The sequence below is a fragment of the Streptomyces sp. NPDC111507 genome (assembly GCF_055638955.1).
Map to the genome: position 1 here is coordinate 456,465 of NZ_JBVKBU010000007.1, position 22,208 is coordinate 478,672.

Sequence of the window (22,208 nt, forward strand, 5' to 3'; positions counted from 1 at the left end):
AGCCTCCTCTGTGAACGGATGCGTCCTGCAGGGACGACCCACGGAGTAGCTGGGTGTCCTCGGCGAGGAACCAGGGCTCCGCTTGGCTGGTGCTGTCAGGAGTAGTGGACATCGCGCAGGTCGATACTGACCATGAGGTGATCGTGGTCGGGACGCCCGTCGGACCGGCGGAGGTACGCGCGACGCCTGGTCGGGAACTTGATTCCGTCTGCTTCATCGATGTCGTAGACGTACTGCGCGGCCGCGAAGCCGCCGGCGATGTCGACGTGGTAGTCGTGGCGCCTGAGCAGAAAGTCGTCCCCGAAATAGAAGTCCTGCACGGTGCTGTGGCTTGCGATGTCGGCCGGGAAAGTGACCCTCAGATGACGCCATCGCTCAGTTGACGACTCGTTCCACGGTTCCGCCTCCTCTACGCCCATGCCGTTCATGATCGCGAAGAACGGCGTGGTCAGGTACGTCCACAGGGCGTAGCCGTTGAAGTAGGCGCGGTCCAGCGGATCCCAGGGCGTTTCCAGGGTGTGTCCCCGGAATGACACTCGAGGATTGAAACGTTCGGCTACGACGGTGCCGTCGGCGCGTTCGATCGCGATGCGGTCAGGTGTGAAGTCCGAGCGCTGTTCGGGAGCCCCGAAAGGGCGCACTGAAGCGTGTTCCTTGTGCATGTCGACAGTCATCCGACGTGGCTGGAGGTCCTGGGGCAGGCCCTTGGCCACAAAGAGCTCCCCGTCACTGACGATGGTGGCAGTCACGGTTGCGAGCCGGCCCCACCGCTCCGTGCCGCCATGGGCCTCGAGAACTGCTGAGAGCAGGTTGGTCACATCTCCTCCAATAGCCAGTGAGCCGGGTGCTCGGTTTGCGCCTCACGGAGCCTGGAAGGGCCCGGAGACTTTGATGCCGAACGCCCCGCGACCTAGCGGACTGGTTTGTCGCAGAGCCGGGATCGCCCGGACGAACCGTTTGCTTCGCATGAGGACCAGCTTCACCGACGTCACGATGCCCAGGAGTCCGCTTGTCGCTGTCCGGTCCTGCCTGTCAGGTGAAGGATGTGTTTTCGATGTCGATCGCGAGAGAGCTGGACTCGCGAGCCCGGGTTTCCGGGTACAACGATGCCGTCGAAACGTCGGTGCAGCGAGACATAGTGGGCTACGCCTCGCATGCCCCGAACGAAGCGGAGCCGATCGTCGACTGGCTCATCGGGCTGGGCGTGGAATCGAGTGCTTTCCGGTACCCGCTGCACGCGCGGCGTACGAGACCGGCTTTAACGACCGCATGGCCGACACGACCTACCGCTGGCACGACGACGCGGTCAACTTCACCCGCGAGGACGACGTCAGGGCCAACTTCGCCCAGATCATGGCGGGTCAGGATGGTCTCCGTCATCGGCGCCGAAGACGGCACCTACTGCAACGTGTGGCCGCCCGCCATCGAGGACCTCCTCAAGCAGGCCCAGGAGGGCGCCTGGACCCGAAAGATCTGACCGACGCGAACGCGGTGGCCCCGGCGGGATCGCGCCGAGTCGAAGGCCGACCGCCCGATGGCCCGGTGGTGTGTACTTGATCAGGCGAGACCGAGCTGACGGAGCATGCCGAGCTCATCGCTGCTACCCCAGCGCTCGACCATCTTCCCGTCGGCGAAGCGGCTGATCTGCATGCCTCGGTAACTCACCGTCTTTCCCGTCGGACCGTGCCCCATCAGTTCACCGAGATGTGTGCCAGTGATGGTGTAGGAGAACGCGACTTCGTCGTCGGTGGCCATCACGTGCTCGACCTCGATGTGCAGATCGGGGAAGGCCCGCCTCATCGTGGCGAACATCTCCTCATAGCCTTCCGGTCCCGGAACCTGTCCTGGGGCCGGGTCGTGGTCCACAGAGTCGGGCGCCACGTATTCCTCGAGCTCGCCGAGGTGGTCAGCGTTCACCGCTGATCCGAAGCCTTCCAGGATGGCGGCGTTGCTGCTGCGCGACATGACGCGCTCCTTGACGTTGCAGCCCTGGGCGTACACATCGACGATGTGCAGTCGCCCCTTCCTCCTCTCCACGATAGGTGTGGCGGCCTGAGGGGGCCTGCTGGAACGGGAAGTGAGTAGTTGGTGGTCAGCGTGGTGTCGGCGGCTGCGTACTTCACTTGAGGCCGCTGAGCATGACGCCGCGGATGTAGTACTTCTGCAGCAGCAGGAAGAGGATCAGGACCGGCAGGATGCTCAGGACGAGGCCGGCCATGACGATGGGCATCGTGCGGGTCGGGTCGACATAGTCCTGCAGGAGCTGGATGCCGACGGGCAGGGTCATCACGTCCGGGTTGGCGGTCGAGACGAGCAGCGCCCAGATGTACTCGTTCCAGGCATCGACGAAGGTCAGCAGCCCGAGCGTCACCATGACCGGCTTGGTCTGCGGCACCACGATCCGCCACCACACAGCGAACTCGCCGGCCCCGTCGATGCGCGCGGCCTCGAGGACCTCGTCCGGGATGGAGACCATGAACTGGCGCATCAGGAAGATCCCGAAGCCGTTGACGAGGAACGGCATGGCGAGCGCCGTGATGCTGAGGGTCAGGCCGGCGCCGCCACGCCCGAACAGGTCGTTGCCGCCTGCGAGCGGCCAGTGCACCAGGATCAGGAAGTGCGGGATGAAGAAGAGGAACGGGGGGAACATCATCGTCGACAGCACAAGGCGGAAGATGAAGTTCCGGCCGGGGAAGTGGAGTTTGGCGAGCGCGTAGCCCGCGAGTGACGACGTGAGCAGCACCGATCCGGTGATCACGGCGGTGGCGATGACGCTGTTGCGGAAGAGCACCGGCAGATCGAGCTGGTGGATCGCCGCCCGGTAGTTGGACAGGTCGAACGCCTGGGGCAGGAACCGGTAGGGCAGCGTGCCGGACTCGCCGGGCCCCTTGAAGGACGTCATCACCATGTCGAGGAACGGCACCACCGTGAGTACGGCGCCGATCACGACCACCAGATACGAGAACCACGGGAAACGGCGGCGAATCATGTGTCCTCCCCCTTGCGCCGGAAGATCCACAACTGCACGAGGGTGACCACGAGGACCACCAGGAACAGCACGAAGGCGGCGGCGCTCGCAGTGCCCCAGTCTCCGTACGTGAAGGCCTGGCGGTACATCTCCAGTGCGGCGACATTGGTCGCGTCACCCGGGCCGCCCTTGGTCATCACGATGATCAGCGCGAACGACTGCAGACCGGTGATGAACTGCGTGATGCACACGAAGAGCAGAGACGGCCGCAGCAGCGGCAGTGTGATTTTCCAGAAGACGGTGACGGGCCCGGCACCGTCGAGCGCGGCGGCCTCGTAGTACGACTCGGGAATGGACTTCAGCCCGGCGGTCAGGATGAGGATCGCCGTGCCGACCGAGGCCCAGGCCTGCACGACCACGACCGCGGGCAGTGCGGTGTCCGGGTCCTGGAGGAACGCCACCGAGCCGAGCCCGAGGGCGTTGAGGACGCCGTTGACGAGGCCGCCCGGCTCGTACATGTACTTCCATACGTTGCCGATGGCGACGACGGTCGTGACGATCGGCAGGAAGTACAGGGTGCGCCACAGCCCTTGGAACCGCAGCTTGTCGATGCAGTTGGCGACGAGGACGGAGCCGGCGAGCGCGAGGGCCACGGTGCCCAGGGCGAACAGCAGCGTATTGGTGAGGATCGGCGCCAGGAACGTCGATCCGTCCACGAAGAGGTTGGTGAAGTTGTCCAGGCCGACCGGGTCGATGTCGCCGAGGTCGAACCCGGCCCAGCGAGACATCGACAGCAGCAGCGCGAAGCCGAGGGGCAGGATCAGGAAGACCGCGAAGAACAGCAACGTCGGGGCCAGGAAGAGATAGGCGACGACGGCCTGGCGGCGTCGAGGCCGGGTCCGGCGGAGGCCGTCGACGGTAGACCCGGCGCCCCGCGGGCTGTGCACCCGTTCGGTCGTCTCCGGGGTCAAGGTGTTCACCATGAGCGCGACACCTCCTGATCGACCTGACGGCGGATGGTGCGCAGTGACTCGTCGACCGACTGCTGACCGGTCCACAACGCCTCGATGTTCTTGCGCAGCAGCGACTTGGCCTGCTGCGCGCCGGGTACGTTCGGCTCCGGCACCGCGTACGCCAGCGCGTCCAGGAAGGGGCGCAGGTTCGGATCGCTGCCTTCACTCAGGAGTGTCCGCATGTCGTCGGCGCGGCCGGTCAGGGAGCCGACCGACACCTGCAGGGAGCTCATCCGGGTCGCTGTCGCACCCTTCTTGGCGCTGTTCGTGCCCACCTTCTCGGTGTTGAGCCAGCGCAGGAACTCCCAGGCCTCGCGCGGGTGTTCACTGGCGGTGTTGACCCCCAGCATGAAGCCGGTGGAGAGTGTGGAGCGCTTGTCGTCCGCCGCAGGGAGAGGCAGCGGAGCGACGCCGACATCGCGGTAGGCCTTGCCCATCTCGGTCTTCAGGCTTCCGGTCCACCAGCCGGCGCTGACCACCATGGCCACCTGTCCGGACTGGAACGCCTTGTAGACGTTGACGCCGGGCGCGCTCACACCTTTGACGACGAGGCGGTGCTCCAGATCGAAGACGGCCCGGCCGGCCGGCGAGTCGATGGCGGTGCTCCTGCCGTCCGCGGAGACGAACGTTCCGCCGGCGGCGTTGAGCAGGGCGAGCGTCTGGCCGACGGTGGTGGAGTCGTCGTAGGTCGACAGCCCGAACCCCTGGACCAGCGTGTTGCCGTACCGGTCCCGCTTGGCGGTGCGGTAGGCCGCCTCCTCCAACTCGTGCCAGGTGCGCGGAGGGCGCTCGATGCCGGCCTCGCGCAGCAGCCGCTTGTTGTAGTAGAGGGCGTACGTCTGCACCTCGGTGGGATAGCCGTAGATCCTGCCTCCCACCGACGAGGCGCCGACCGCGGCCCCGCCGTAGCCGCGCCTGATCTCCTCGGCGTGCTCGGACGGAGCGGGCCGCAGGACGCCGGCCTGGACGAGCTGGCCGTTCCAGAGGCAGTACGGATGGAGGATGTCGGCGCCCTGGCCTGCGGCCTGCCGGACCATGAACGTGGTCAGCAGGTCCGTGAACTCGACAGCCTTCGTCCGCACCTTGACCCGGTCATGAGTGGCGTTCCACTCGTCGACCGGGCGCTGCAGGGCCTCCTTGAGTGTCCCGCTCGCATAGTGGGAGAGCAGGGTGAGGATGATTGGTTCCCCGGGCCGCCCGGTGCCCTGGTACGGCGCGGCGCATCCGGAGGCGAGCAGGGCCGGAGGGAGCAGCGCCCAGGGGAGCGCAAGCGCGAAGTGACGGCGGCTCAGGCCACCGGTTGGGTGTGACGGCGTCATCGAGCGGTCTCCCGGCGCAGCACGCGAAACACCCGGGTCGTGGTGAAACCGCTCTTGCGGTACAGGTGGCCCGCCGGGGACTGCTCGCCGGTCCACAGGAACCACGCGGAGTGCGCACGGCGCGCCCGCATCCGCTCCAGGACCAGGTGGAGCAGGACCTTGCCGAGTCCGGTGCCGCGCATCTCCTCCAGCACGCCGAACGGCCCGAACCGCTCGTCCACCGAATCGAACGTGCCGTGCATCGCCCAGCCGACCAGACGGCCCGAAGGGTCCCGGGCGACGACGATCCGGTCGAGTGGGGTGCCCGCGGCCAGACACTGCCGGATCGTGCACGCCCAGTCCGGGCCGAAGTGGTTCCCGGCGAGCGCGAACAGGTCCACCAGGTCGTCGTCGTACGGAGTGGCGAACCGGTAGCCCTGCGCCGTCAGTTCGTCCAAGCGGCACGCGACATCCTCAGGGATCCGATAGCCGACCAGGCCGCGGTCCATCGCCGCCGCCTCGTACAGCGTGCGAAAGCCCAGGGACTCAAGGAGCCCGGCCGCTTCCGGGTACGCCTCGGCGTCCAGGCCGGGGAGGACATAGTTCGGCGTGTACGAGGAGAAGTCCACCCGGGTGCGGCCGTGGCCGTGCAGCCAGTCGAGGGCTTCGGTCACCAGCCGGCGGCCGAGGCCGCGACCGCGGGCGGCCGGGTCGACGAAGAAGAACGGGATCCAGCCCTGCTCCGGCTCCAGGTCGGTGCCGGACATCGGTGTCAGACGGCGCACCGCGTAGGCCGCGCCGACGACGCGGTCGCCGTCGACGGCGACCCGAAGGCCCTCCGGATCGAAGTTGGCGTCGAGCAGTACCAGGGAGCGGAAGCGGTCCGGGGTGATGGAGTCGGCCGGCGCACTCCGGCGCCACGCCTCCACCAAGCCCGGGCCGTCGCCAGCGCCGAAGCCACGAATCTCGAGCCGGGATGTCGTCGTGCGATCGGTCGTCGACGGGGTTGTCGTCAGCAATGGGGTTGTCCTTCCATACGCGGATCACGGACGGCGTCGAACGTCGCCCGCGGCGTCGACGCCGACGACGACGGTGTCGGTGTCGGCGATGGGGCTGGTCGTGGCGTTGGTGATGACAGCGGGCAACGCGTCGTGGCGGCGGGCCAGGAGGTCTCAGGAGTAGAGCAGCACGTCGTCGCCGGCCCACCGGCCGGGCGGCGCCGGCGGGTCGCACAGCGGCAGTGGGTCGTCGCCCGCGTCGACGGCGCGCCGCAACCGGTCGGACCCCCACAGCAGGTCGATGAAGTGACGGTGGCCGGTTCCTTCCGCGCCCCCGTCCGAGGGACGCCAGTCGAAGTCGTCCGGGTACAGCCGTCGCAGCGTGGCGAGCATCGCGACGGCGGTACGGACGGGCGCGAACACCTTGCGATCGGTGAGGTGGAGCTGGACTCCGCGTAGCGGCCGTCCGGCGTGTTTGTGGAAGGTCGGTACGTACCGAAGATCACGGAAGTGCACTCCAGGCAAGGCGAGCTCGGCGAGCGAGGGCGCGAACCGCGCGTCGATGTACGGGGCCCCGACGATCTCGAAGGGCTGCGTGGTACCACGGCCCTCCGAGAGATTCGTCCCTTCGAACAAACAGGTGCCGGGGTAGAACGTGGCGGTGGCCGGCGTCGGGATGTTCGGCGAGGGCGCGACCCACGGCAGGCCGGTGGTCTCCGCGTCCATGGCGCGCCGCCAGCCGACGGCCTCGATCACCGCCAAGTCAGCGACACTGCCCGCTACTTGGGGCACGGCCGAGGCGTTGAGATGCCGGGCGAGTTCACCGCAGGTGAGGCCGTGGCGGACGGGTACCGCCGCGCGCCCGACGAAACTGGCCCACGCCGGGTCGAGCAGCGGGCCCTCGCTGACGAGTCCACCGAGGGGATTCGGCCGGTCGGCGACCACGAACCGTACGCCCGTGCGAGCCGCCGAGACCATCAGGTCGAACATGGTCCACACGTAGGTGTAGAACCTGGCCCCGATGTCCTGCAGGTCGTACACGAGGGCGTCGACGCCGCTGTCGAGGAGCAGTTTGTCGAGGCGCTCGCCGCTGCACCGGTATGTGTCGTGGACCGGCAGGCCGGTGGTGGGGTCCGTCTGAGCGGCCTCGCTCGCGCCGGCCTGGCCGGTCCCGTGCAGCCCGTGCTCGGGACCGAACAGGGCGATCAGCCGCGCGCCGGCCTCGAGCAGCGCGGGCGCGGCCGGACGCAGGTCGGGGAGGACGCCGGTGTGGTTGGTCACCAGCCCGAGCCGTCCGGGCCCGGCAAGTCCGGGCGACGCGTGCAGCCGTGCGATGCCGGTTGTCACCGCGACGCGGTCGTCCGCGCTCATCCTCTACCCCCGTCTGCCGGTGGCATCTCGAAGCGGTGGTCGGAAATGTACTTGCATGTCCCGGAATGTTGCCATGATTGGCCAGGAGTTCGTGCCAAGGGTGCGCGCGGGGTCTCTCGCGGCGGCGGGCACGCGTCGAGTGGACGCGCCCAGGAGGGATCGAATCTGGTTCAGTCGAAGATTTGCGTAGAGCGTGACGGGGTGTCACTTACCTGGCATCGTCACCCGACGTCGATACCCCGACGGTGGTCGGCCTGCTTCCCGACCGTTCGTCCGACACGCGCGTCGCGTGGGTGAGCGCGCACCCTGGCAGTCCTCGGAGCGCACCTGAATACGAGTCAGCGACACCAAGGTCGCCGTGACCTCCTCGACCCCGGCGAACTCGCCGATTTCCGCGAGGAGTCCGGCGACCTGGTCCCGGGCCTCGGTCACCTTGTCGGAGTCCAGGGCGAGGATCGCCCGCATCCGGATCAGGCCCCAACTCTCCGGGCCGGCGTCGGCGCCGCCGACCAGAGCGAGTGCCTCCTCGAGCGCGGCGTCGGCGGCGACCGGTTCCCCGGCCAGGGACCGCACCCGGGCGAGGGTGGCGAGCGCCCCGATCCGGGTGTCGGTGTCGCCGGCCCGGGCCGCATGCCGGGCAGCGCGCCGGGCATGCCGGGCCGCCTCCTCCAACTCCCCACACGGCAGGCCGCGTACCGCCGCCCAGTGGTGCAGCCATGTCTCGGCCTCAGGGTCGCCGTCGGCGTCCCGGAGACCCTCCTCGATCAGGTCATGGAAGCCTCCCAGCGCCTGCCCGGCGTTGCGCAGCAGGATCAGCCGGGCCCGCACCCGCTGCCGTGCGGAGACCGACTCGGCGAGGACGGTCTCGGCCGCCTGCCCCGCCTCCTCCAGTTGTCCCGCGTCGCATGCGTACTCGGCCGCGGCCAGCAGCCGGTCGGCGCGATCCGCGGAGCGGTCGCCGGGGGTGCGTCGGACAGCGAGCTCGGCCAGTTCAAAGGCGGCCTCGGGTGCGCCGTGGCGGCGTGCGGACTCCGCCGCGGACATCAGCGTGCGGGCGGTGGTCTCGTCCTCGCGCGGGTGGGCGAGAGCGAGGTGGCGGGCCTGCTCCACGGGCTCGGTGACCGCACGAGCCAGCAGGGCGTGTGCCTGCCGGCGGCCGCACTCCGGGGCGTCGGCATAGACAGCGGCCCGGATCAGCGGATTGCGGAAACGTATGGTTCCGTCGGCGTCGGCCGTCGCGACGCCCAGTCGTTCGGCCTCCGCGAGGTCCGCGGCGGGGTCCTGGAGCCCGGCGGCACGCAGCAGAGTGAGGCTGGGGCGGGCGGCGGCGCTCGTGACGAGGAGCGTGCGCCGCACTTTTTCCGGCAGCGTACGCGCCTGGTTCAGCAGCAGGCTACGAAGCCTGCGGGGTACGGGCAGTGTCCGGCCGAAGCCGACGGGACCTCGCTCGCGCGTGGCCGCCCGCCCCAACTCCAGTGCGTACCAAGGGTTCCCGGCAGCGGCTGCCTGGATGGCCCGCAGCACCGCCGGTGGCAGGTCGGCACCGATGCCGGTGCGCACGAGGTGTGCCACCTCGCCGTCCGCCAGCGGCGGCACGGGAAGTTCGACGGTGCCCGGCGGGCAGCAGCGCGGCCGTTCGGGCTGCTCGCCGTCGGCCACCCGCTCGGCGGCCACCACGCGTATGTCGAGGCCCTCGACGCGGCGTACGGCGAAGGCGAGCACCTCGGCGCTGGGCCCGTCGAGCCACTGGAGGTCGTCGATGACCAGCAGAACGGGGCCGGTGGCGGCGAGGTTTCGCAGCACGTCGAGGACGGCGACGCACCGCGAGACGGCTCTGGTCGTCGACCGGTTCCCGGCCGCGCAGCAGGGCCGCCCGCAGAGCTGCGCGGCGCGCGGGCGTCAGGGCCTCCAGGCGCCAGCGTCGCGAACGACGCGGTGCCGGCGTTGGCGAACAGCACGTCCAGGCCACGGCCCCGGGCGCGGACCGTGTCGTAGAGCCGGTCCGGCGCGGCCAGATCGGAGATGTCACCCACCACCGCGGTGGCGCTCGCCGGGCCGATGGTCTCGACGGCCGCGTCCAGCACGGCCTTGCGCCGGCCGGTGATGAACACGTGTGCCCCCTCGGCTGCCAGCCGAACGGCGGCGGCCAGGCCGATCCCGATGCCGCCGCCGGTGACGACGGCGGTCCTGCCTACGAGCGCTCCCATGCGAATGACCTCCATAAAATTCAGTACCGATCGGTATGGAAGAGGTGTGATCGATCGCATGGAGACGCGGCAGCAGGCACCGATCGGCCGACCGAGGAGTTTCGACGCCGACGAGGCCCTTGAGCGCGCCATGCGGGTCTTTTGGGGACAGGGCTACGAAGGTGCCAGCCTCACCGAACTGACCAACGCCATGGGCATCACCCGCACCAGCATGTACGCGGCCTTCGGCAACAAGGAGGACCTGTTCCGGAAGGCCTTGGAGCGCTACACCGAAGGCCCCGCCTCGTACGGGGCCCGGGCCCTGCAAGAACCGACCGCCCGACAGGTGGCCGCCGCGTTCCTCGACGGCTCCGTTCGGGCCACCACCTTCCCCGGCTGCCCCACCGGGTGCCTCGGTGTCCAAGGGGCCCTCGCCGCCGGCGGCCCGGGAAGCAATGCCCGCGACGCCCTCATCGCCTGGCGCAACGAGCACACCTCCCGCCTCCACGACCGGTTCCGGCAAGCCGTCGACGAAGGCGACCTCCCCCCGACGCCGATCCCGAACTACTCGCCCGCTACCTCATGACCGTGGCAAACGGCATCGCTGTCCAGGCCGCCGGAGGCGCCACCCGCGACGACCTCCAGCAGGTGGCCGACATGGCCCTGCGAAGCTGGCCATCTGCTGGAGGGCCCTGACGGTCCTGACGACCGAGGGCGCCGACGGAGGATCTGCGGAGCCGAAGTGGAGATCGCCTGTACCTGCGATGCACGGACAAGGAAGTGAGCCCCACGGGCAAGCGCGATGGCCGACGCTCGCTCTGCGCGCCGTCCAGCGGCTACGGCCCCAGGCCGGCTGGCCCGGGGCCTATGGGGAAAGTGCTGATCGCAGTCATTCGTTGAGGACTGCGACGAGCGCGGTCGCCTCGTAGCGGACGGCAAGCTTCTCGTACCTGGTGGCCACGGCCCGGTGACGTTTGAGACGGTTGATCCCGCCGTCCACGGCATGGCGCTCGGGGTAGTCGCGAGCCTGGGGCGCGTTTTTGAAGTGCTTGGCCTTCATGATGCGCGTGGCCGAGGTGACGAGGCCTTAGCGATCCGGGACAGGCGGGTCGATGGTGTCCGGGTCTGCCTGCCACCACGGCGCCGATGTGATGTCCTCGATGATCTGCCGCCAGCCTTTCGTCCGGTGGCCTCCCGTAGGGGCTGTGTCGTCCAGCCAGATCTCTGTGCCCACGGGGAGATCCGCGGGCTCGCGGTTGCCGCCTATGGTGACGGTGAATTCCGGGTCCGAGGGGCTGCTGTGGCTGTAGTAAACGCCGTCCCGGCTCCATGCCTCGACGCCGAACCCGGCCAGGGGCGCCTGCCATGTCCCCTCGCCCGGGAAGAGAAGCAGAAGCTTGTCGCCCGGCATGGGTATGTCCAGGTCTTTCACCCGTGACGCCAGATCCTTGATCCGCACGGTGGGTTTGATCTGGAGGCCGAAGCCGGTGCGATGCGAGCTCTCCACTGTGAGCAGGTAGTAGGGCACGACGGATCTCCCGGGATGACAGGTTCGTGCGTACGACGGCCGTATCTGACCACGTTGCGGTACTCGCGTTCAACGTCGACGTTCAACGTCGTCAGAGCCACTCGTTGATGCCGGTGATGGTGACTGTGGCTTCGTGGCCGACGGCGAGTTCGTCGTACCGCGTGGCCGCTGTCCGGTGGCGCTTCGGGCGATTGATCCAGCACTCCGCCGCGTGATGGTCGGTGCAGGCGCGGTAGGAGTGCCGCCTGTCGGCGCGGGCGCCGGGGCGCGATGCGGTGTATCCAGGACATATGGTTTCTCGACGACTCGGTAAAGGTCACGGTTTGTCCGGGGAGCCACGTCATTTTCTGCTGGCGGTACCGATCGCGTTGATCGCGATTGTCACGGTGGTCGACATACTCGCTCCGCCCAGCGTCCACCTCGGGCCCTTTCTGGTCGCCGCACCTGCTCTCACCGCGTCGTTCGCAGGGCCCTGGGCGACCGGCCTCATCGGCGCGCTCGCCGTCCTGGCCCAGACCGTGGTCGCGGTGATGCGCACCAGCCTTATTGATCTGAACCACACCTTCCAGCTCATCGTCCTGATCCTGATGTCAGCGCTCGTGACCTTCTTTGCCCACCTGCGAGGACGCCATGAAAGGGAAGTGAGCCGACTGCGCTCGGTGGCGATGGCCGCACAAGAAGTGGTGCTCAAGCCGATTCCCCAACGGATCGGCCCGTTGCGTATCGCCTCTGTCTACCTGGCCGCGGAGACCGAGGCGCAGATCGGTGGCGACCTGTATGCCGCCGCCCGCACGGCCAAAGGAACCCGGATCGTCATCGGCGATGTCAGGGGCAAGGGCCTCGAGGCGGTCGGGGACGCCGCCCTCCTTCTCGGCGCATTCCGGGCCGCGGCCCACAGACAGGCCGACCTGCCCGCGTTGGTCGCCTTCCTGGAGGGAACCGTCTCCTCGGACCTGGACGACCCCGCTGCCCCCGAAGGCGAGACCGAGGATCGCGGCGAGGCGTTCATTACCGCCGCCGTGCTGGACGTCCCGGACCACGATCCGGCCCTTCACATGATCAACTGCGGGCACCCCCCGCCCCTGCTGCTGCGCGGCGGCCAGGTCGGCCTGCTCGAGGTGCGAAACGCAGCGCCTCCTCTGGGTCTCACCGAATTCGTGGAATCCGAACTCTTCCCGGAAACGTTCGCCTTTGAGCCCGGCGACATCGCCCTTCTCTACACCGACGGAGTCATCGAGGCCCGCGACCGGAACGGCACGTTCTACCCGCTCGCGGAACGAGTGGCCGGCAAGTCCGGCAAGGGGCCCGACGCTCTCCTGGCCCACCTGTGCGCGGACCTGTTGCACCACGCCGGCGGATATCTGGATGACGACGCCGCCATGGTGGCGATCGAGCGCATGCCGGGGTCATGGTGAGCACCGGCAGGAACAACTCGCGCCTCCAGCGGCCGAAGCGCCCGCTGCCCGGCGCGGCCGAGTCCGATCATGAGGGGCAGGAGGAGGGGCAGGAGAGTGCCGTGCCCCACGCGGATCTCACCCAGCGGCTGTGCACGAATCGGGGTGGCCGATCCGCCGGTCGCCAAGGATTTCGCGGTCGGCTCCGCACTATGGGGACTGGTCTTGGCTGCCGCGATGTGCGGCGCCGCGCTGCTGGGGCCGTTGGGGGAGCGGATCGGCCGTAGCCGGATCTTCCGGCTGGACCGGTGGATGTGCGTCGGCTTCTCGGTGCTGTGTACCCTCGCCGGAATTTGGCTCCGGCCGCCGTTGCGTGAATGCCCAGGACAGGGAGGGAAACGGTTGAGGGTGTGCTGCTTCCCGGGATCGATGTGCGAGTGGAGCGCGTGAACGCCTGCGCGGACGCCGTAGTGGTGAAGGCGGTGTCCGTCGGCGGGCCGGGGTGGTGCCCGGATTGTCGCAAACGGGCCGCACGGGAGCACAGGTCGTGTCCACGGATGCTGGACGAGTCAACGGATGCTGTACGAGCGGTCGTTGGGCGGCCGACGGGGCAGGGTTCTGCTTCGGGTACAGCGGCCTTACGGGGTGGAGGCGGTCGGTCGCGGTGGAGCTGGGCGGCCGTCCGGCCGCGCGGCTGCGCTGGGGGTTGAGGCTGGCCGCGGGCCGGACCCGGCTGCTCAGACTCCCGACGGCACCGTCGGTGCGGGACCGGGCCCCGCCGGGTGCTGTCGGTCGACGAATCCCTCTTCCGCAAGGGCTGCAGTTACGGCACTGTCCTGGTCGGCGTCGAGACCGGCCGGGTGGTGGACGTGCTGCCCGATCGCACCTCGGAGATGTTCGCGGCCTGGCTCAAGGACCGTCCCGGCGCGGAGACCATCTCCCTTGACCGGGCCGCCACCGCCTACACGAAGGCGGTCAAGGTACACGGGGGGGCAAGGAAGCCGGCCCCGGCGCACCGGGAGTCGCTGCCGATCTCGTCCGGCGCCGGCGCGACCACCCTGCTGCTGGAGTGGATCCACCAGGCTGAACAGGATGCCCCGAAGCCAGATGTGGGGCTTCGCTGGTTCCCTCCGCCAGGACCTCGACACCGTTAGCGCGGGCCGCACCCTGGCGTGGACTCCGGTGTCGTCGAGCCCCCTGCGAAATTTCCGGATCCGTAACCCCTACAAGCCGGCACAGCGCCTGCGCGGCGGCGGCCAGGCGGCGCGTGTCCTCCAGCAGTTGACGGCCGGCGACCGTCGACGCGGATCCGGCGCCCGACCGGCTGCCGCAGGACCCCGACGCCGTCCCCGAGTGGCCGACCACAAGGACCGTGAGAGCGATGCAGATCTTCATCACAGGCGGCTCCGGCTACATCGGCCGCTCCACCATCCGCGCACTGACCGGGCACGGCATCGGCGTGACGACGCTGGCGCGCAGCGAGCACGCGGCGCGCACCGTGTCTGACCTCGGTGCCACCCCGGTTGCGGGGGCGCTCAGCGATACCGATGTCCTCCATGAGGCGGCCCGCAGGGCCGACGGGGTCATCCACCTCGGGATGGACTACGCCGAGGGCACCGCGGACGTCGACCGCGCGGCGGCGGAGGCATTGCAGGACGGCGTGGGAAGCGGACCCCATGTGCACACGGGCGGGGTGTGGGCGTACGGCGACACCGACGGGGTCGTCGACGAGGACGCCCCGCTGAGCCCGCCGCGTATCACCGCCTGGCGTCTGGAGAACGAGAAGCGGGTGCTCGCCCGAGCGCCCGGTGGTCGTGATGCCAGGGCTGGTCTACGGCCGCTCCGGCGGACTGGCGCAGTCGTTCTTCGTCGAGCCGGGGCGCACGGCGGGAGCCGTGCCCTGCATCCGGGACGGCTCCAACCACTGGGCACTGGTCCATGTCGACGACATCGCCTACCTGTACGCCCTGGCCCTGAACGCCCCGGCCGGTTCCGTCTACGCCGGGGTCGGCGGTCAGAACCTTCCGCTGGCGGACGTCACCCGGGCCCTCAGCCACGCCGCCGGATGCCCGGACCGGATCGAGTCGCTGACCGTCGAGGAGGCCGTACGGCGGATGGGCCCGATCGCCGAGGCGTTCGTCCTCGACCAGCAGTTCAGCGGCGCCCGGGCGCGCCGCGAGCTCGGCTGGACGCCCACCCGTCTCGACGCCCTGGCGGAACTCGCCCAGGGCTGAACAACCAGGCAAGGAGGTGCCTGACCCATCGGGAAGGCGGTGCCGCATGCGGGGCCTGGAAGTCGGCACGGCGATTCTCGCGACCGTGCCGGCCATGACGTGGCTGGCCCGCCGCCTGCGCTGGGACGAGTCGGTCCTGCTGGTGGCGGGTGGCTGGCTGATCGGCCTCACCCCCGGGTTCCGCACGCTGGTCCTGTCGCCTGGGTCGTTCTTCTGCTCTTCTTGCCACCCTTGCTCTACGGGGAGTCACTGACCACCTCGCTCCGCGAGATCCGGACGAATCTGCGCGGGACCGTGCTACTCGCGACCCATCAGGTGTCGGCCACCGCTGCCGCCGTGGCCGGGGTGAGGCACGCGCTGGGCCTCTCCTGGCCGCTCGCCCTCGTCCTGGGCGCCGTAGTGGCCCCCACCGACGCCATCGCTGTGCAGACGGTCGCCCGGCTCCTGCCCCGTCGGATCCAGACCGTCCTGAGGGCGGAGAGCCTGATCAACGACGGCACCGCACTTGCCCTCTACGCGGTGGTCGTCGGGGTCGCCGTTCAGGGACAGGCCGTCACCTGGACGGGGGCCACCGCACGCTTTCTGCCGGCCTACGCGGGCGGTATCGCGATCAGCGCCGCCTGCGCCGCCGTCGTGGTGGCACTGCGCAGCCGGTTGCGCGACCGCGTGCTGGAGAGCGCCCTGGCCGTGCTCACCCTGTTCGCCACCTACCTGCTGATCACGGTGGCGTCGGCCCATCGGGCGAGCTGGATCACCGCATGCCCGACCGCCGCGGCCCCGCCCGCGGCGAGCACCACCCTGCCGTCGAGCGCCCCGGGCCGCAGACGGCGCGGCCCGTCCTCGGCGACCGTGAGCGCGCGGTGCGCGGGGACGCCGAGCGAGGCGCCGACGTCGAAAACCGGCCTCGTCGGGCAACGGCACGGCCTGCTCGGCGGGTACGACAGCGAACTCGGCGGCGGTACCGGGGGGCCGCCCGGCGGCGGCCATGAACACCCAGACCCGCCGACCGTCCCGGCTCTGGTCGATCCCCTCGCCGACGGCGTCGATCGTGCCGGCGCCGTTGAGGTGCGGGGTGACCTCCAAGAAGTGCTTGGGGTGGGCGGCGCCGGAGCGCGCCTGCCAGTCGGTCGGGTTGATCTCGGACACGGCAACCCGGACGCGAACCTCTCCAGGACCGGGCGCGGACAGGTCACGGTCCACGAGTTGACGAACGTCGGGGCCGCCGTTGTGGCGATAGACGATGGCCTTCATGATCCGTCCTAAGAACGGTTCCGGTCAGCCGATGGGGAGCTCGTTGGGACGGGACTCGATCGCATCGAGGGTGGCGAGGGTCGCGGCGTCGAAGGTGATCTTGCCGGCCGCCAGGTTGGCCTCGAGGTGGGCGGCGTCGGCGGTGCCGGGGATGAGCAACACGTTCGGGGCGTGGTGCAGTAGCCAGGCGAGGCCGACCTGGGAGGGTGCGACGCCCAGGGACTCGGCCACGGCGTGCACCACCGGCTCATCGGTGATCTTGGGCAGACCCGGGAAGGCCCCGCCGAGCGGGAAGAACGGCACCCAGGCGATGCCCTCGGCCGCACACAGCTGCAGCATGTCCTCGTCGTCGCGGGAGACGAGGCTGTACGCGTTCTGCACGCAGGCGATGCCCGCGGGCAGAGCGCGGCGCAGGCCGTCGAGGGTGACGCTGCTCAGACCGATCGCACCGATCTTGCCTTCGTCGCGCAGGGCGGTCATCACCGCGAGCTGGTCGTCGAGGCCGACCACTTGGTCGCCCTCGGGACGCAGGCCGGGGCCGGTGTCCAGACGGCGGAGGTTGACCACCGGGAGCCGGTCGACGCCGAGGCTGCGCAGGTTGTCCTCGACGCTGGCGCGCAGCTGTTCGGGCCGCTGCGCCAGACGCAGCGGCAACCGCCCGCCCGGGTCGGGGTCGGCGCCGACCTTCGTGACCACCAGGACGCCGTCCTCGGGGCGCAGCGTCTCGCGGATCACGTCGTTGGCGAAACCGAAGCCGTAGAATTCGGCGGTGTCCACGTGGTCGACGCCCAACTCGACCGCGTGGCGCAGCAGTTCGACCGCCTCGTCGCGGCGGTCATGCAGGCGTTCGAGCTGTAATGCGCCGTAGCCGACCCGTAGAACGGTGCGGCCGGCGAACGAAGCGGTCAGGGTGGTCATAAAGCTGTCTCCTCGGTCGGTGATCGCAAGGCGGCGTACAGCAGTTCGGCCAGGTAGAGCGCCGAGATCCGGTGAGCGATCGGGGTGGCGCGCTCGCGGGCCTCGGCCGGCTCGTGGCGCTCTACCTTGACGAGCCAGGCCGTGACGCAGTCGTGCAGCAGTGCGCGCATCCGGTCCGTCATGTCGACGACGATGTCGCGGATGGCCGGGTCGGTGGTCGCCTCGCCCCAGGTCTGCACGCCGACCCGGGCGTCGACCACGTCGATGGCGGCGATCAGGCGGGCCAGCAGTTCCTCCGGGTCGGGCGGGGTGTCGCTGCCGGCGTACTCGCCGAGGACCGCGGCGCGCTGGGCGAGCACCTCGCGGGCTGCGGCTTGGACCAGGTCGGCCTTGTTGTCGTAGTGGGCGTAGATCGAGCCGGTCGAGAGGCCGGACTCGGCGGTGATGTCGGCGATCGAGGTCCGCTCGAGGCCGTTGCGGCCGAAGCAGCGTACGGCGGCCTCGGTGATCTGGGCGCGCCGGAGCTCCTTGCGCGCGTCGGTGAGTCGCGGCATCACACCCCCCCGCAAAAGGAACTGCCATTCTGCTTGTGAAGCACACTAACAGAACAGCCGTTCTGTTTGCGGTGCAAGCTCGGTGATGTCGTGGGCGGAAGCGACTGAGGTCTCCTGAACTGGCTTTGACGCCACATCAGTTGCGGTGGCTGATCACAACTGGGTCAGTGAGTCCAGGAGTTCGCGGCCAAGCGGCCACGGGCCCAGGCCGCTGGCGGAGTTGATGTGTCCGTACGCGCCCGCCTGATGCCATCGCGCCGTCCATCGCTCCGCGAAGTCCACGGCTGCCTCGGGGGTGCAGTACGGGTCGTTGGTGCTGCCCACCACCAGGGCCGGGCACGGCAACGGTCGTGCGGACAGTTCGATGAACGTCGGGGCAGTCTGACGTGGGAACGCCGGCCCCTGTGGGTCGGGTGGCGCGACCAGGAACGCGCCGCGTATCGGGCTCGTCGGGTTCTTGTTCAGCCAGGTGGAGACCGCCCAGCAGCCCAAGCTGTGGGCTACCAGCACAACGTGGCTGTCCTCACGGCAAGCATCGTCGTATGCCCTCTGGACAGCGTCGACCCAGTCATCCAGGTCGGGGGCGGACCACGAGGCAGGGGAGATTCTCACCGCTGAGGTTCCCCACTGTTGCTCCCACAAGGTCTGCCAGTGCTGCTCGTCGGAGCCGTCGATGCCGGGGATGATGACGTACGCGACCACTGCTTGCCACCGTTTCACTCGTCGCCCCCTGCGATCCTGGGGACGTCTGGCGCTGATTCTGTTGGAAGCAACAGAACAGCGACAGCGACGCAAGCGATCTCAAAGAAGATGGTACGGACAACGATGGAATCACTTGACCGGATCGACCGGGACATCCTCGCCTTGCTCCAGACCGAAGGCCGGTTGACCGGAGCGGAGGTAGGACGCCGCGTCGGACTGTCGCAGCCCGCGGCCAGTGCGCGCATCCAGCGGCTGGAGAAGAGCGGCGTCATCACCGGCTACCGGGCCGATGTCGACCCCGCGGCACTCGGTCTGAACATTCACGCGATCATTCGCCTGCGCACTACGCATGCCCAGCTCTCCCGCGCCCTGGACCTGGCTTCCCGGATCCCCGAGGTCGTCTCCACCCTGAGAGTCACCGGGGAGGACTGCCTCATCTTCGACGTCCATTGCCCGCAAGCAGGACGACTCGAGGAAGTCGTCGACGCGCTTGCCCGCTACGGCCCTGCCACCACGTCACTCGTGCTCCGCGCCTATCCGCCGAAGCCGCTGACCGACGCCACGTCAACAACGTCGTGACCCGCTCCGACCGGCCGTTCGAGGGCCGACGCCTTCGCCAGGGGAGCAGTGGCGTGAGTGCTCCCGCCGGCCCGCGCGGAAGGCATCATCGGAGACGCGGAGTGGCAGGGAGGTCGTGGCCGCGATGGTGTTCGTGGCCACGTCCGGCTGCACGTGGAACCGACTGTCGCGGCCGCACTCATCTGCTACCGCATACTCCCCGAATGAAATGGCCTGTAACTCAAACCAGTTCGGGTTGCGGTTCCGGTAGCCGCGCTGGTGCGGTCTTCGGATCCCACAGCCTGGCGGTCTGCATGTAGCCGCGGACCACTGAGGCCATTGCCAGAATGAGAAGCGGCCCAAATATCCACGGATATGTGGCCATCTCCACCGGAAGATAGCGATATGACACCAAGAGCGCGGCGAAGACCGTGGCACTGTAGGTGACCAGCTGAATTCCTGACCGGTCCCAGCCGCGGTCGAGTGAGCGCAGCGCTGCCTCGATCGTGAATGCAAACACCACACCGGCAACGAGATCCACGCCGTAGTGGTAGCCGAATCCCAGCGTTGCGCTGAGCGTGGCAATCAGCCAGAACGTGCCTGCGAATCGCAGAATCCGAGGGCCCCTACGGGAATGAATGAAAATCGCGGTGGCCCACGCTGTGTGCAGGCTGGGCATGCAATTGCGTGGGGTGATCTCGTCGAATGGCATCTGGCGCGGGGTGTTGATCGGCGGCGGCGTGTTCGGCCACAGGTTGGCCACCGCCCAATGCCCGCCGTCCGCGCCGAAGGCGAAGACCGGTCCGACCACCGGGAAGATCATGTAGATGGCCGGCCCGAGGAGGCCGATGACCAGAAAGGTGCGCACCAGATGATGGCGCGGGAAGCGGCGCTCGACCGCCACGCTACGCAGCTGGTACAGCGCCACGACGACCGCGGCCACCGCGAGCTGAATGTAGACGAAGCCGAGAACATGGGCGCCGATCGGTCCGGTGGCTGTGACCATCCGGCCCACCAGCCACGACGGGTTGCCCAGCGCGTGGTCGGCGGTTGCCACGTACTGGTCGAGCGTCGTCGGGCGGGTCTTCGACGTGATGAGGAGCCAGGTATCGCCAGTCTTGCGCCCGGTCACCAGCAGCAGGCCGAGGCCGACGCCCTTCAGCAGCAGGACACGTTCCCGGCCGGTGCGGCGCGTGATGGCGATCACCGCATGGCCCAGAATCACCCACAATGCGCCGTTGCCGAAGGGGTGGCCCTCGGTCACCTCGGCGTCGACCGCCCACCGCACCAGCAAGATGGCGACGTCGATACCGACCGCGGCTCCAGCCGCGATGAACCGTTGCCGCCAGGTGAGGACCACCATCATCAACGCCATACCGGCGTACAGCAGGAAACCCGACTTGGGAGCGAATATCACCTCGCGCGCCTGGTTGGTGATCGGCCCCGGTAGGCCGTAACGGCGCGCGGCGATCTCCAGGGCGACGAGGAACCCGAAGGCCGTCACGCCCGCCATGACCCACAGCATCGCCCGCGGTTGGCGCCACGCTGCGAACGCAATTCTGCAGTTTATTCGCGAAAACACCCGCGATGATCTCGATATCAACTGTTTTGGCCGATTTGTTAGACGTTGGCTAAGTAGATCGATCATGCTATCGGAGTGATGCGGGTGGGTTCCTCTGGTTAACGGAAGACGCGAAGATCAGTTGTGCCGGCGCTCGCTGGTCCAGCGTCTCGGGAATGACCATGAAACTCTCGACGCCCGGCGGACATCGAGGGCGTCACGGGTTGCCCAACGGCTCCGCCGCCGTGAGACCCGTTCACTTGTCCCGGGAGGATGAGGTCGTGCGGGCGGGCGATGTCGAGCATGGCGTGGTGGACGCCGTCGCCCCTGGGGCGGCAGTCGCGAAGGATCTTCCAAGTCTTCGTGCGGGCGAGGTTCGCTCAACGCGAGCGCGGACTTGTAGGGGCGAGCGGTTGCGCTCGTGCTTCCAGTCGAGGAGTTCTTCGCCAAGGAGGCTTTGGGTGAAAGATCACGAAGTCGTCGGGCCGAGCTTCCTGGAATGTGCAGGCCATGAAGGGGTGTTCCACCGACATGATCAGCCGGCCGCCGGGCCTGAGCACTCACCGCAACTCGGCCAGTGTCGGCCCCCGGTCCTCCAGGTAGTGCAGCACCAGCGACGCCACCACGTCGTCGAACGCACCGTCGGCGAACGGCAGACGGCCGCTCAGGTCGACCACGTGCAGGGCTACGTCGTCACCGAGCCGCCGCCTCGCCAACGCCGGCATCCCGGCGCTGGCGTCGATGCCGGTGACGACGGCACCCGGGGTCGCGCAGTGCGGCGGCCAGGGGGCCCGAGCCGCAACCGGCGTCCAGGATCCGGCGGCCGACCACGTCTCCGGCGAGGTCTGCTGCGGTCGATCTCCGGGCGTGGAACCGGACGTGGGGCGTGGTGCGCCGCTGGTGGTCCGGTCGTAGCTCCTGAGGTCGCGGCCGGTGCCGGGTGACGCCGTCGAGAAGGTCAGCCGAGATGCCCCAGTAGGGTCCGGCCAGGGGTGGGGATTCCTCTACGCGCTGTGCTTCGCTGTCGCGCTCGGCTGGGGGGGCGACCGGGCTTGTCGAGGGCGGATGCGACTGGCATGACGACGGCCGACGTAGCGCGTGTGGGGTGCCGGACGGCTACGGCTGGTATGCCGTCGTCTTCATCATCGCGGCCCTTTCCTTCCCGCCGCTGTGCTGGACGGTGATCCGTACCGACGACTGGCGACCGTCGTTGGGGATCTCTGTCGGTGCTGCCATTGCCTTGGGTATCACCCTGTCCACGGGCACCACCCGGGGATTCTGGATCCTGGCGGCAGTCGAGGCGGCCGTCGCCACGGGAGTGCCACTGATTCTCAGGAAGGTCGGACGCACGAAGATGCGGGCGAAGAAAATGAACTGGACCTCCGAGCCAACCTGAACGCTCGGAGTCGTCGGCCGGAGCGCCCGGCGCCGGGCGAGACGCAGACTGGTACGGCCACTGGTGATCATCGGTGCGTGAAGACGGTTCGGGGGGGGAGCCCCGGCGCCGGATTCGAGATCCGGCGCTGGGGCTGCTGGCGGAGCTGCCGCGCAAAAGCCGCTGGAGCATCGCCGAGCGGGCCGGGGGAGGCCACACCGTACGGCCTGCAGCACCGACTCGGCCGGGCCCGGTGGGATGCCGACGCCGTGCGCGATGGCGTACGGGTGGGGAGGTCT

19 protein-coding genes and 10 pseudogenes are annotated in these 22,208 nt (G+C 69.0%); 11 read left to right on the forward strand and 18 right to left on the reverse strand.

Annotation, left to right across the window (positions count from 1 at the left end):
- Positions 1-95: 95 nt before the first annotated feature.
- The 9 genes and pseudogenes from ACZ7M2_RS29140 to ACZ7M2_RS29180 form a co-directional block, all read right to left on the reverse strand.
- Positions 96-818, reverse strand: coding sequence for a hypothetical protein (locus tag ACZ7M2_RS29140; RefSeq protein WP_471597789.1), 723 nt, complete (start codon positions 816-818; stop codon positions 96-98).
- A gap of 739 nt (positions 819-1,557) precedes the next feature.
- Positions 1,558-2,001 carry an ester cyclase gene (locus ACZ7M2_RS29145; RefSeq protein ID WP_471597790.1) on the reverse strand — a complete coding sequence of 148 codons (444 nt, stop codon included), beginning with the start codon at positions 1,999-2,001 and terminating at the stop codon, positions 1,558-1,560.
- 118 nt (positions 2,002-2,119) lie between these two features.
- Positions 2,120-2,989 carry a carbohydrate ABC transporter permease gene (locus ACZ7M2_RS29150; RefSeq protein ID WP_471597791.1) on the reverse strand — a complete coding sequence of 290 codons (870 nt, stop codon included), beginning with the start codon at positions 2,987-2,989 and terminating at the stop codon, positions 2,120-2,122.
- A complete protein-coding gene (locus tag ACZ7M2_RS29155) occupies positions 2,986-3,951 on the reverse strand; it encodes a carbohydrate ABC transporter permease (RefSeq protein ID WP_471597792.1) in 966 nt (321 codons plus the stop codon). Before ACZ7M2_RS29155 ends, ACZ7M2_RS29150 begins: the two co-directional genes overlap by 4 nt.
- Complete coding sequence (locus tag ACZ7M2_RS29160; protein ID WP_471597793.1) at positions 3,945-5,300, reverse strand: ABC transporter substrate-binding protein; 1,356 nt, start codon at positions 5,298-5,300, stop codon at positions 3,945-3,947. Before ACZ7M2_RS29160 ends, ACZ7M2_RS29155 begins: the two co-directional genes overlap by 7 nt.
- Positions 5,297-6,298, reverse strand: a complete 1,002-nt coding sequence (locus tag ACZ7M2_RS29165; RefSeq protein ID WP_471597794.1) for a GNAT family N-acetyltransferase — start codon at positions 6,296-6,298, stop codon at positions 5,297-5,299. Before ACZ7M2_RS29165 ends, ACZ7M2_RS29160 begins: the two co-directional genes overlap by 4 nt.
- A gap of 153 nt (positions 6,299-6,451) precedes the next feature.
- Positions 6,452-7,648, reverse strand: a complete 1,197-nt coding sequence (locus tag ACZ7M2_RS29170) for an exo-beta-N-acetylmuramidase NamZ family protein (protein ID WP_471597795.1) — start codon at positions 7,646-7,648, stop codon at positions 6,452-6,454.
- A 204-nt stretch (positions 7,649-7,852) separates the two neighbouring features.
- A complete protein-coding gene (locus tag ACZ7M2_RS29175) occupies positions 7,853-9,451 on the reverse strand; it encodes an ATP-binding protein (protein ID WP_471597835.1) in 1,599 nt (532 codons plus the stop codon).
- Between the two features lie 113 nt (positions 9,452-9,564).
- Positions 9,565-9,855: pseudogene (locus ACZ7M2_RS29180) on the reverse strand (SDR family NAD(P)-dependent oxidoreductase); the annotation flags it as partial.
- Positions 9,856-9,913: 58 nt separating this feature from the next.
- Between ACZ7M2_RS29180 and ACZ7M2_RS29185 the strand changes: the two are divergent.
- Positions 9,914-10,530: pseudogene (locus tag ACZ7M2_RS29185) on the forward strand (TetR/AcrR family transcriptional regulator).
- A gap of 193 nt (positions 10,531-10,723) precedes the next feature.
- Here ACZ7M2_RS29185 and ACZ7M2_RS29190 read toward each other — a convergent pair.
- Positions 10,724-10,855: pseudogene (locus ACZ7M2_RS29190) on the reverse strand (IS5 family transposase); the annotation flags it as partial.
- Between the two features lie 66 nt (positions 10,856-10,921).
- A complete protein-coding gene (locus ACZ7M2_RS29195; RefSeq protein WP_471597796.1) occupies positions 10,922-11,362 on the reverse strand; it encodes a hypothetical protein in 441 nt (146 codons plus the stop codon).
- 290 nt (positions 11,363-11,652) lie between these two features.
- Here ACZ7M2_RS29195 and ACZ7M2_RS29200 point away from each other — a divergent pair, with 290 nt between their 5' ends.
- The 6 genes and pseudogenes from ACZ7M2_RS29200 to ACZ7M2_RS29225 all read left to right on the forward strand — a co-directional run.
- Complete coding sequence (locus ACZ7M2_RS29200; protein ID WP_471597797.1) at positions 11,653-12,777, forward strand: PP2C family protein-serine/threonine phosphatase; 1,125 nt, start codon at positions 11,653-11,655, stop codon at positions 12,775-12,777.
- A 761-nt stretch (positions 12,778-13,538) separates the two neighbouring features.
- Complete coding sequence (locus tag ACZ7M2_RS29205) at positions 13,539-13,910, forward strand: transposase (RefSeq protein WP_471597798.1); 372 nt, start codon at positions 13,539-13,541, stop codon at positions 13,908-13,910.
- A gap of 227 nt (positions 13,911-14,137) precedes the next feature.
- A pseudogene (locus tag ACZ7M2_RS29210) lies at positions 14,138-14,332 on the forward strand (NmrA family NAD(P)-binding protein); the annotation flags it as partial.
- 241 nt (positions 14,333-14,573) lie between these two features.
- A complete protein-coding gene (locus ACZ7M2_RS29215; RefSeq protein WP_471597799.1) occupies positions 14,574-14,990 on the forward strand; it encodes a Rossmann-fold NAD(P)-binding domain-containing protein in 417 nt (138 codons plus the stop codon).
- Positions 14,991-15,036: 46 nt separating this feature from the next.
- A complete protein-coding gene (locus ACZ7M2_RS29220; RefSeq protein WP_471597800.1) occupies positions 15,037-15,243 on the forward strand; it encodes a hypothetical protein in 207 nt (68 codons plus the stop codon).
- A pseudogene (locus tag ACZ7M2_RS29225) lies at positions 15,222-15,665 on the forward strand (cation:proton antiporter domain-containing protein); the annotation flags it as partial. The gene ACZ7M2_RS29220 and the pseudogene ACZ7M2_RS29225, both read left to right, overlap by 22 nt.
- Before the next feature lie 291 nt (positions 15,666-15,956).
- Here ACZ7M2_RS29225 and ACZ7M2_RS29230 read toward each other — a convergent pair.
- From ACZ7M2_RS29230 to ACZ7M2_RS29245, 4 genes and pseudogenes are all read right to left on the reverse strand, one after another.
- A pseudogene (locus ACZ7M2_RS29230) lies at positions 15,957-16,241 on the reverse strand (alcohol dehydrogenase catalytic domain-containing protein); the annotation flags it as partial.
- Between the two features lie 24 nt (positions 16,242-16,265).
- Positions 16,266-17,159, reverse strand: coding sequence for an aldo/keto reductase (locus tag ACZ7M2_RS29235; RefSeq protein WP_471597801.1), 894 nt, complete (start codon positions 17,157-17,159; stop codon positions 16,266-16,268).
- Complete coding sequence (locus ACZ7M2_RS29240) at positions 17,156-17,713, reverse strand: TetR/AcrR family transcriptional regulator (protein ID WP_471597802.1); 558 nt, start codon at positions 17,711-17,713, stop codon at positions 17,156-17,158. The genes ACZ7M2_RS29235 and ACZ7M2_RS29240 overlap by 4 nt, the downstream gene beginning before the upstream one ends.
- A 153-nt stretch (positions 17,714-17,866) precedes the next feature.
- The gene (locus ACZ7M2_RS29245; protein WP_471597803.1) at positions 17,867-18,433 is read right to left on the reverse strand and encodes an RBBP9/YdeN family alpha/beta hydrolase; all 567 of its coding nucleotides are present in this window, start codon (positions 18,431-18,433) and stop codon (positions 17,867-17,869) included.
- A 105-nt stretch (positions 18,434-18,538) separates the two neighbouring features.
- Between ACZ7M2_RS29245 and ACZ7M2_RS29250 the strand changes: the two genes are divergently transcribed.
- Complete coding sequence (locus ACZ7M2_RS29250) at positions 18,539-18,994, forward strand: Lrp/AsnC family transcriptional regulator (protein ID WP_352047586.1); 456 nt, start codon at positions 18,539-18,541, stop codon at positions 18,992-18,994.
- A gap of 59 nt (positions 18,995-19,053) precedes the next feature.
- A pseudogene (locus tag ACZ7M2_RS29255) lies at positions 19,054-19,160 on the forward strand (IS5/IS1182 family transposase); the annotation flags it as partial.
- A 54-nt stretch (positions 19,161-19,214) separates the two neighbouring features.
- On the opposite strand, the gene ACZ7M2_RS29260 reads toward ACZ7M2_RS29255, so the two are convergent.
- From ACZ7M2_RS29260 to ACZ7M2_RS29270, 3 genes and pseudogenes are all read right to left on the reverse strand, one after another.
- Complete coding sequence (locus ACZ7M2_RS29260) at positions 19,215-20,498, reverse strand: phosphatase PAP2 family protein (protein WP_471597804.1); 1,284 nt, start codon at positions 20,496-20,498, stop codon at positions 19,215-19,217.
- A 299-nt stretch (positions 20,499-20,797) separates the two neighbouring features.
- Positions 20,798-20,976: pseudogene (locus ACZ7M2_RS29265) on the reverse strand (IS5/IS1182 family transposase); the annotation flags it as partial.
- A gap of 31 nt (positions 20,977-21,007) precedes the next feature.
- A pseudogene (locus ACZ7M2_RS29270) lies at positions 21,008-21,380 on the reverse strand (class I SAM-dependent methyltransferase); the annotation flags it as partial.
- A gap of 259 nt (positions 21,381-21,639) precedes the next feature.
- Here ACZ7M2_RS29270 and ACZ7M2_RS29275 point away from each other — a divergent pair.
- Both ACZ7M2_RS29275 and ACZ7M2_RS29280 read left to right on the forward strand, forming a co-directional pair.
- On the forward strand, positions 21,640-21,930 hold the full coding sequence (locus ACZ7M2_RS29275; RefSeq protein WP_471597805.1) for a hypothetical protein: 291 nt from the start codon (positions 21,640-21,642) through the stop codon (positions 21,928-21,930).
- A 73-nt stretch (positions 21,931-22,003) separates the two neighbouring features.
- Positions 22,004-22,196 (forward strand): annotated as a pseudogene (locus tag ACZ7M2_RS29280) (hypothetical protein); the annotation flags it as partial.
- Positions 22,197-22,208: the final 12 nt, after the last annotated feature.

Bases quoted from the DNA above. Each gene is read 5' to 3' on its own strand.
- ACZ7M2_RS29150 (WP_471597791.1), bottom strand. From the start codon at position 2,989: ATGATTCGCCGCCGTTTCCCGTGGTTCTCGTATCTGGTGGTCGTGATC.
- ACZ7M2_RS29155 (WP_471597792.1), bottom strand. From the start codon at position 3,951: ATGGTGAACACCTTGACCCCGGAGACGACCGAACGGGTGCACAGCCCG.
- ACZ7M2_RS29160 (WP_471597793.1), bottom strand. From the start codon at position 5,300: ATGACGCCGTCACACCCAACCGGTGGCCTGAGCCGCCGTCACTTCGCG.
- ACZ7M2_RS29170 (WP_471597795.1), bottom strand. From the start codon at position 7,648: ATGAGCGCGGACGACCGCGTCGCGGTGACAACCGGCATCGCACGGCTG.
- ACZ7M2_RS29200 (WP_471597797.1), top strand. From the start codon at position 11,653: ATGGTTTCTCGACGACTCGGTAAAGGTCACGGTTTGTCCGGGGAGCCA.
- ACZ7M2_RS29215 (WP_471597799.1), top strand. From the start codon at position 14,574: ATGCCAGGGCTGGTCTACGGCCGCTCCGGCGGACTGGCGCAGTCGTTC.
- ACZ7M2_RS29220 (WP_471597800.1), top strand. From the start codon at position 15,037: ATGCGGGGCCTGGAAGTCGGCACGGCGATTCTCGCGACCGTGCCGGCC.
- ACZ7M2_RS29235 (WP_471597801.1), bottom strand. From the start codon at position 17,159: ATGACCACCCTGACCGCTTCGTTCGCCGGCCGCACCGTTCTACGGGTC.
- ACZ7M2_RS29240 (WP_471597802.1), bottom strand. From the start codon at position 17,713: ATGCCGCGACTCACCGACGCGCGCAAGGAGCTCCGGCGCGCCCAGATC.
- ACZ7M2_RS29250 (WP_352047586.1), top strand. From the start codon at position 18,539: ATGGAATCACTTGACCGGATCGACCGGGACATCCTCGCCTTGCTCCAG.
- ACZ7M2_RS29260 (WP_471597804.1), bottom strand. From the start codon at position 20,498: ATGCTGTGGGTCATGGCGGGCGTGACGGCCTTCGGGTTCCTCGTCGCC.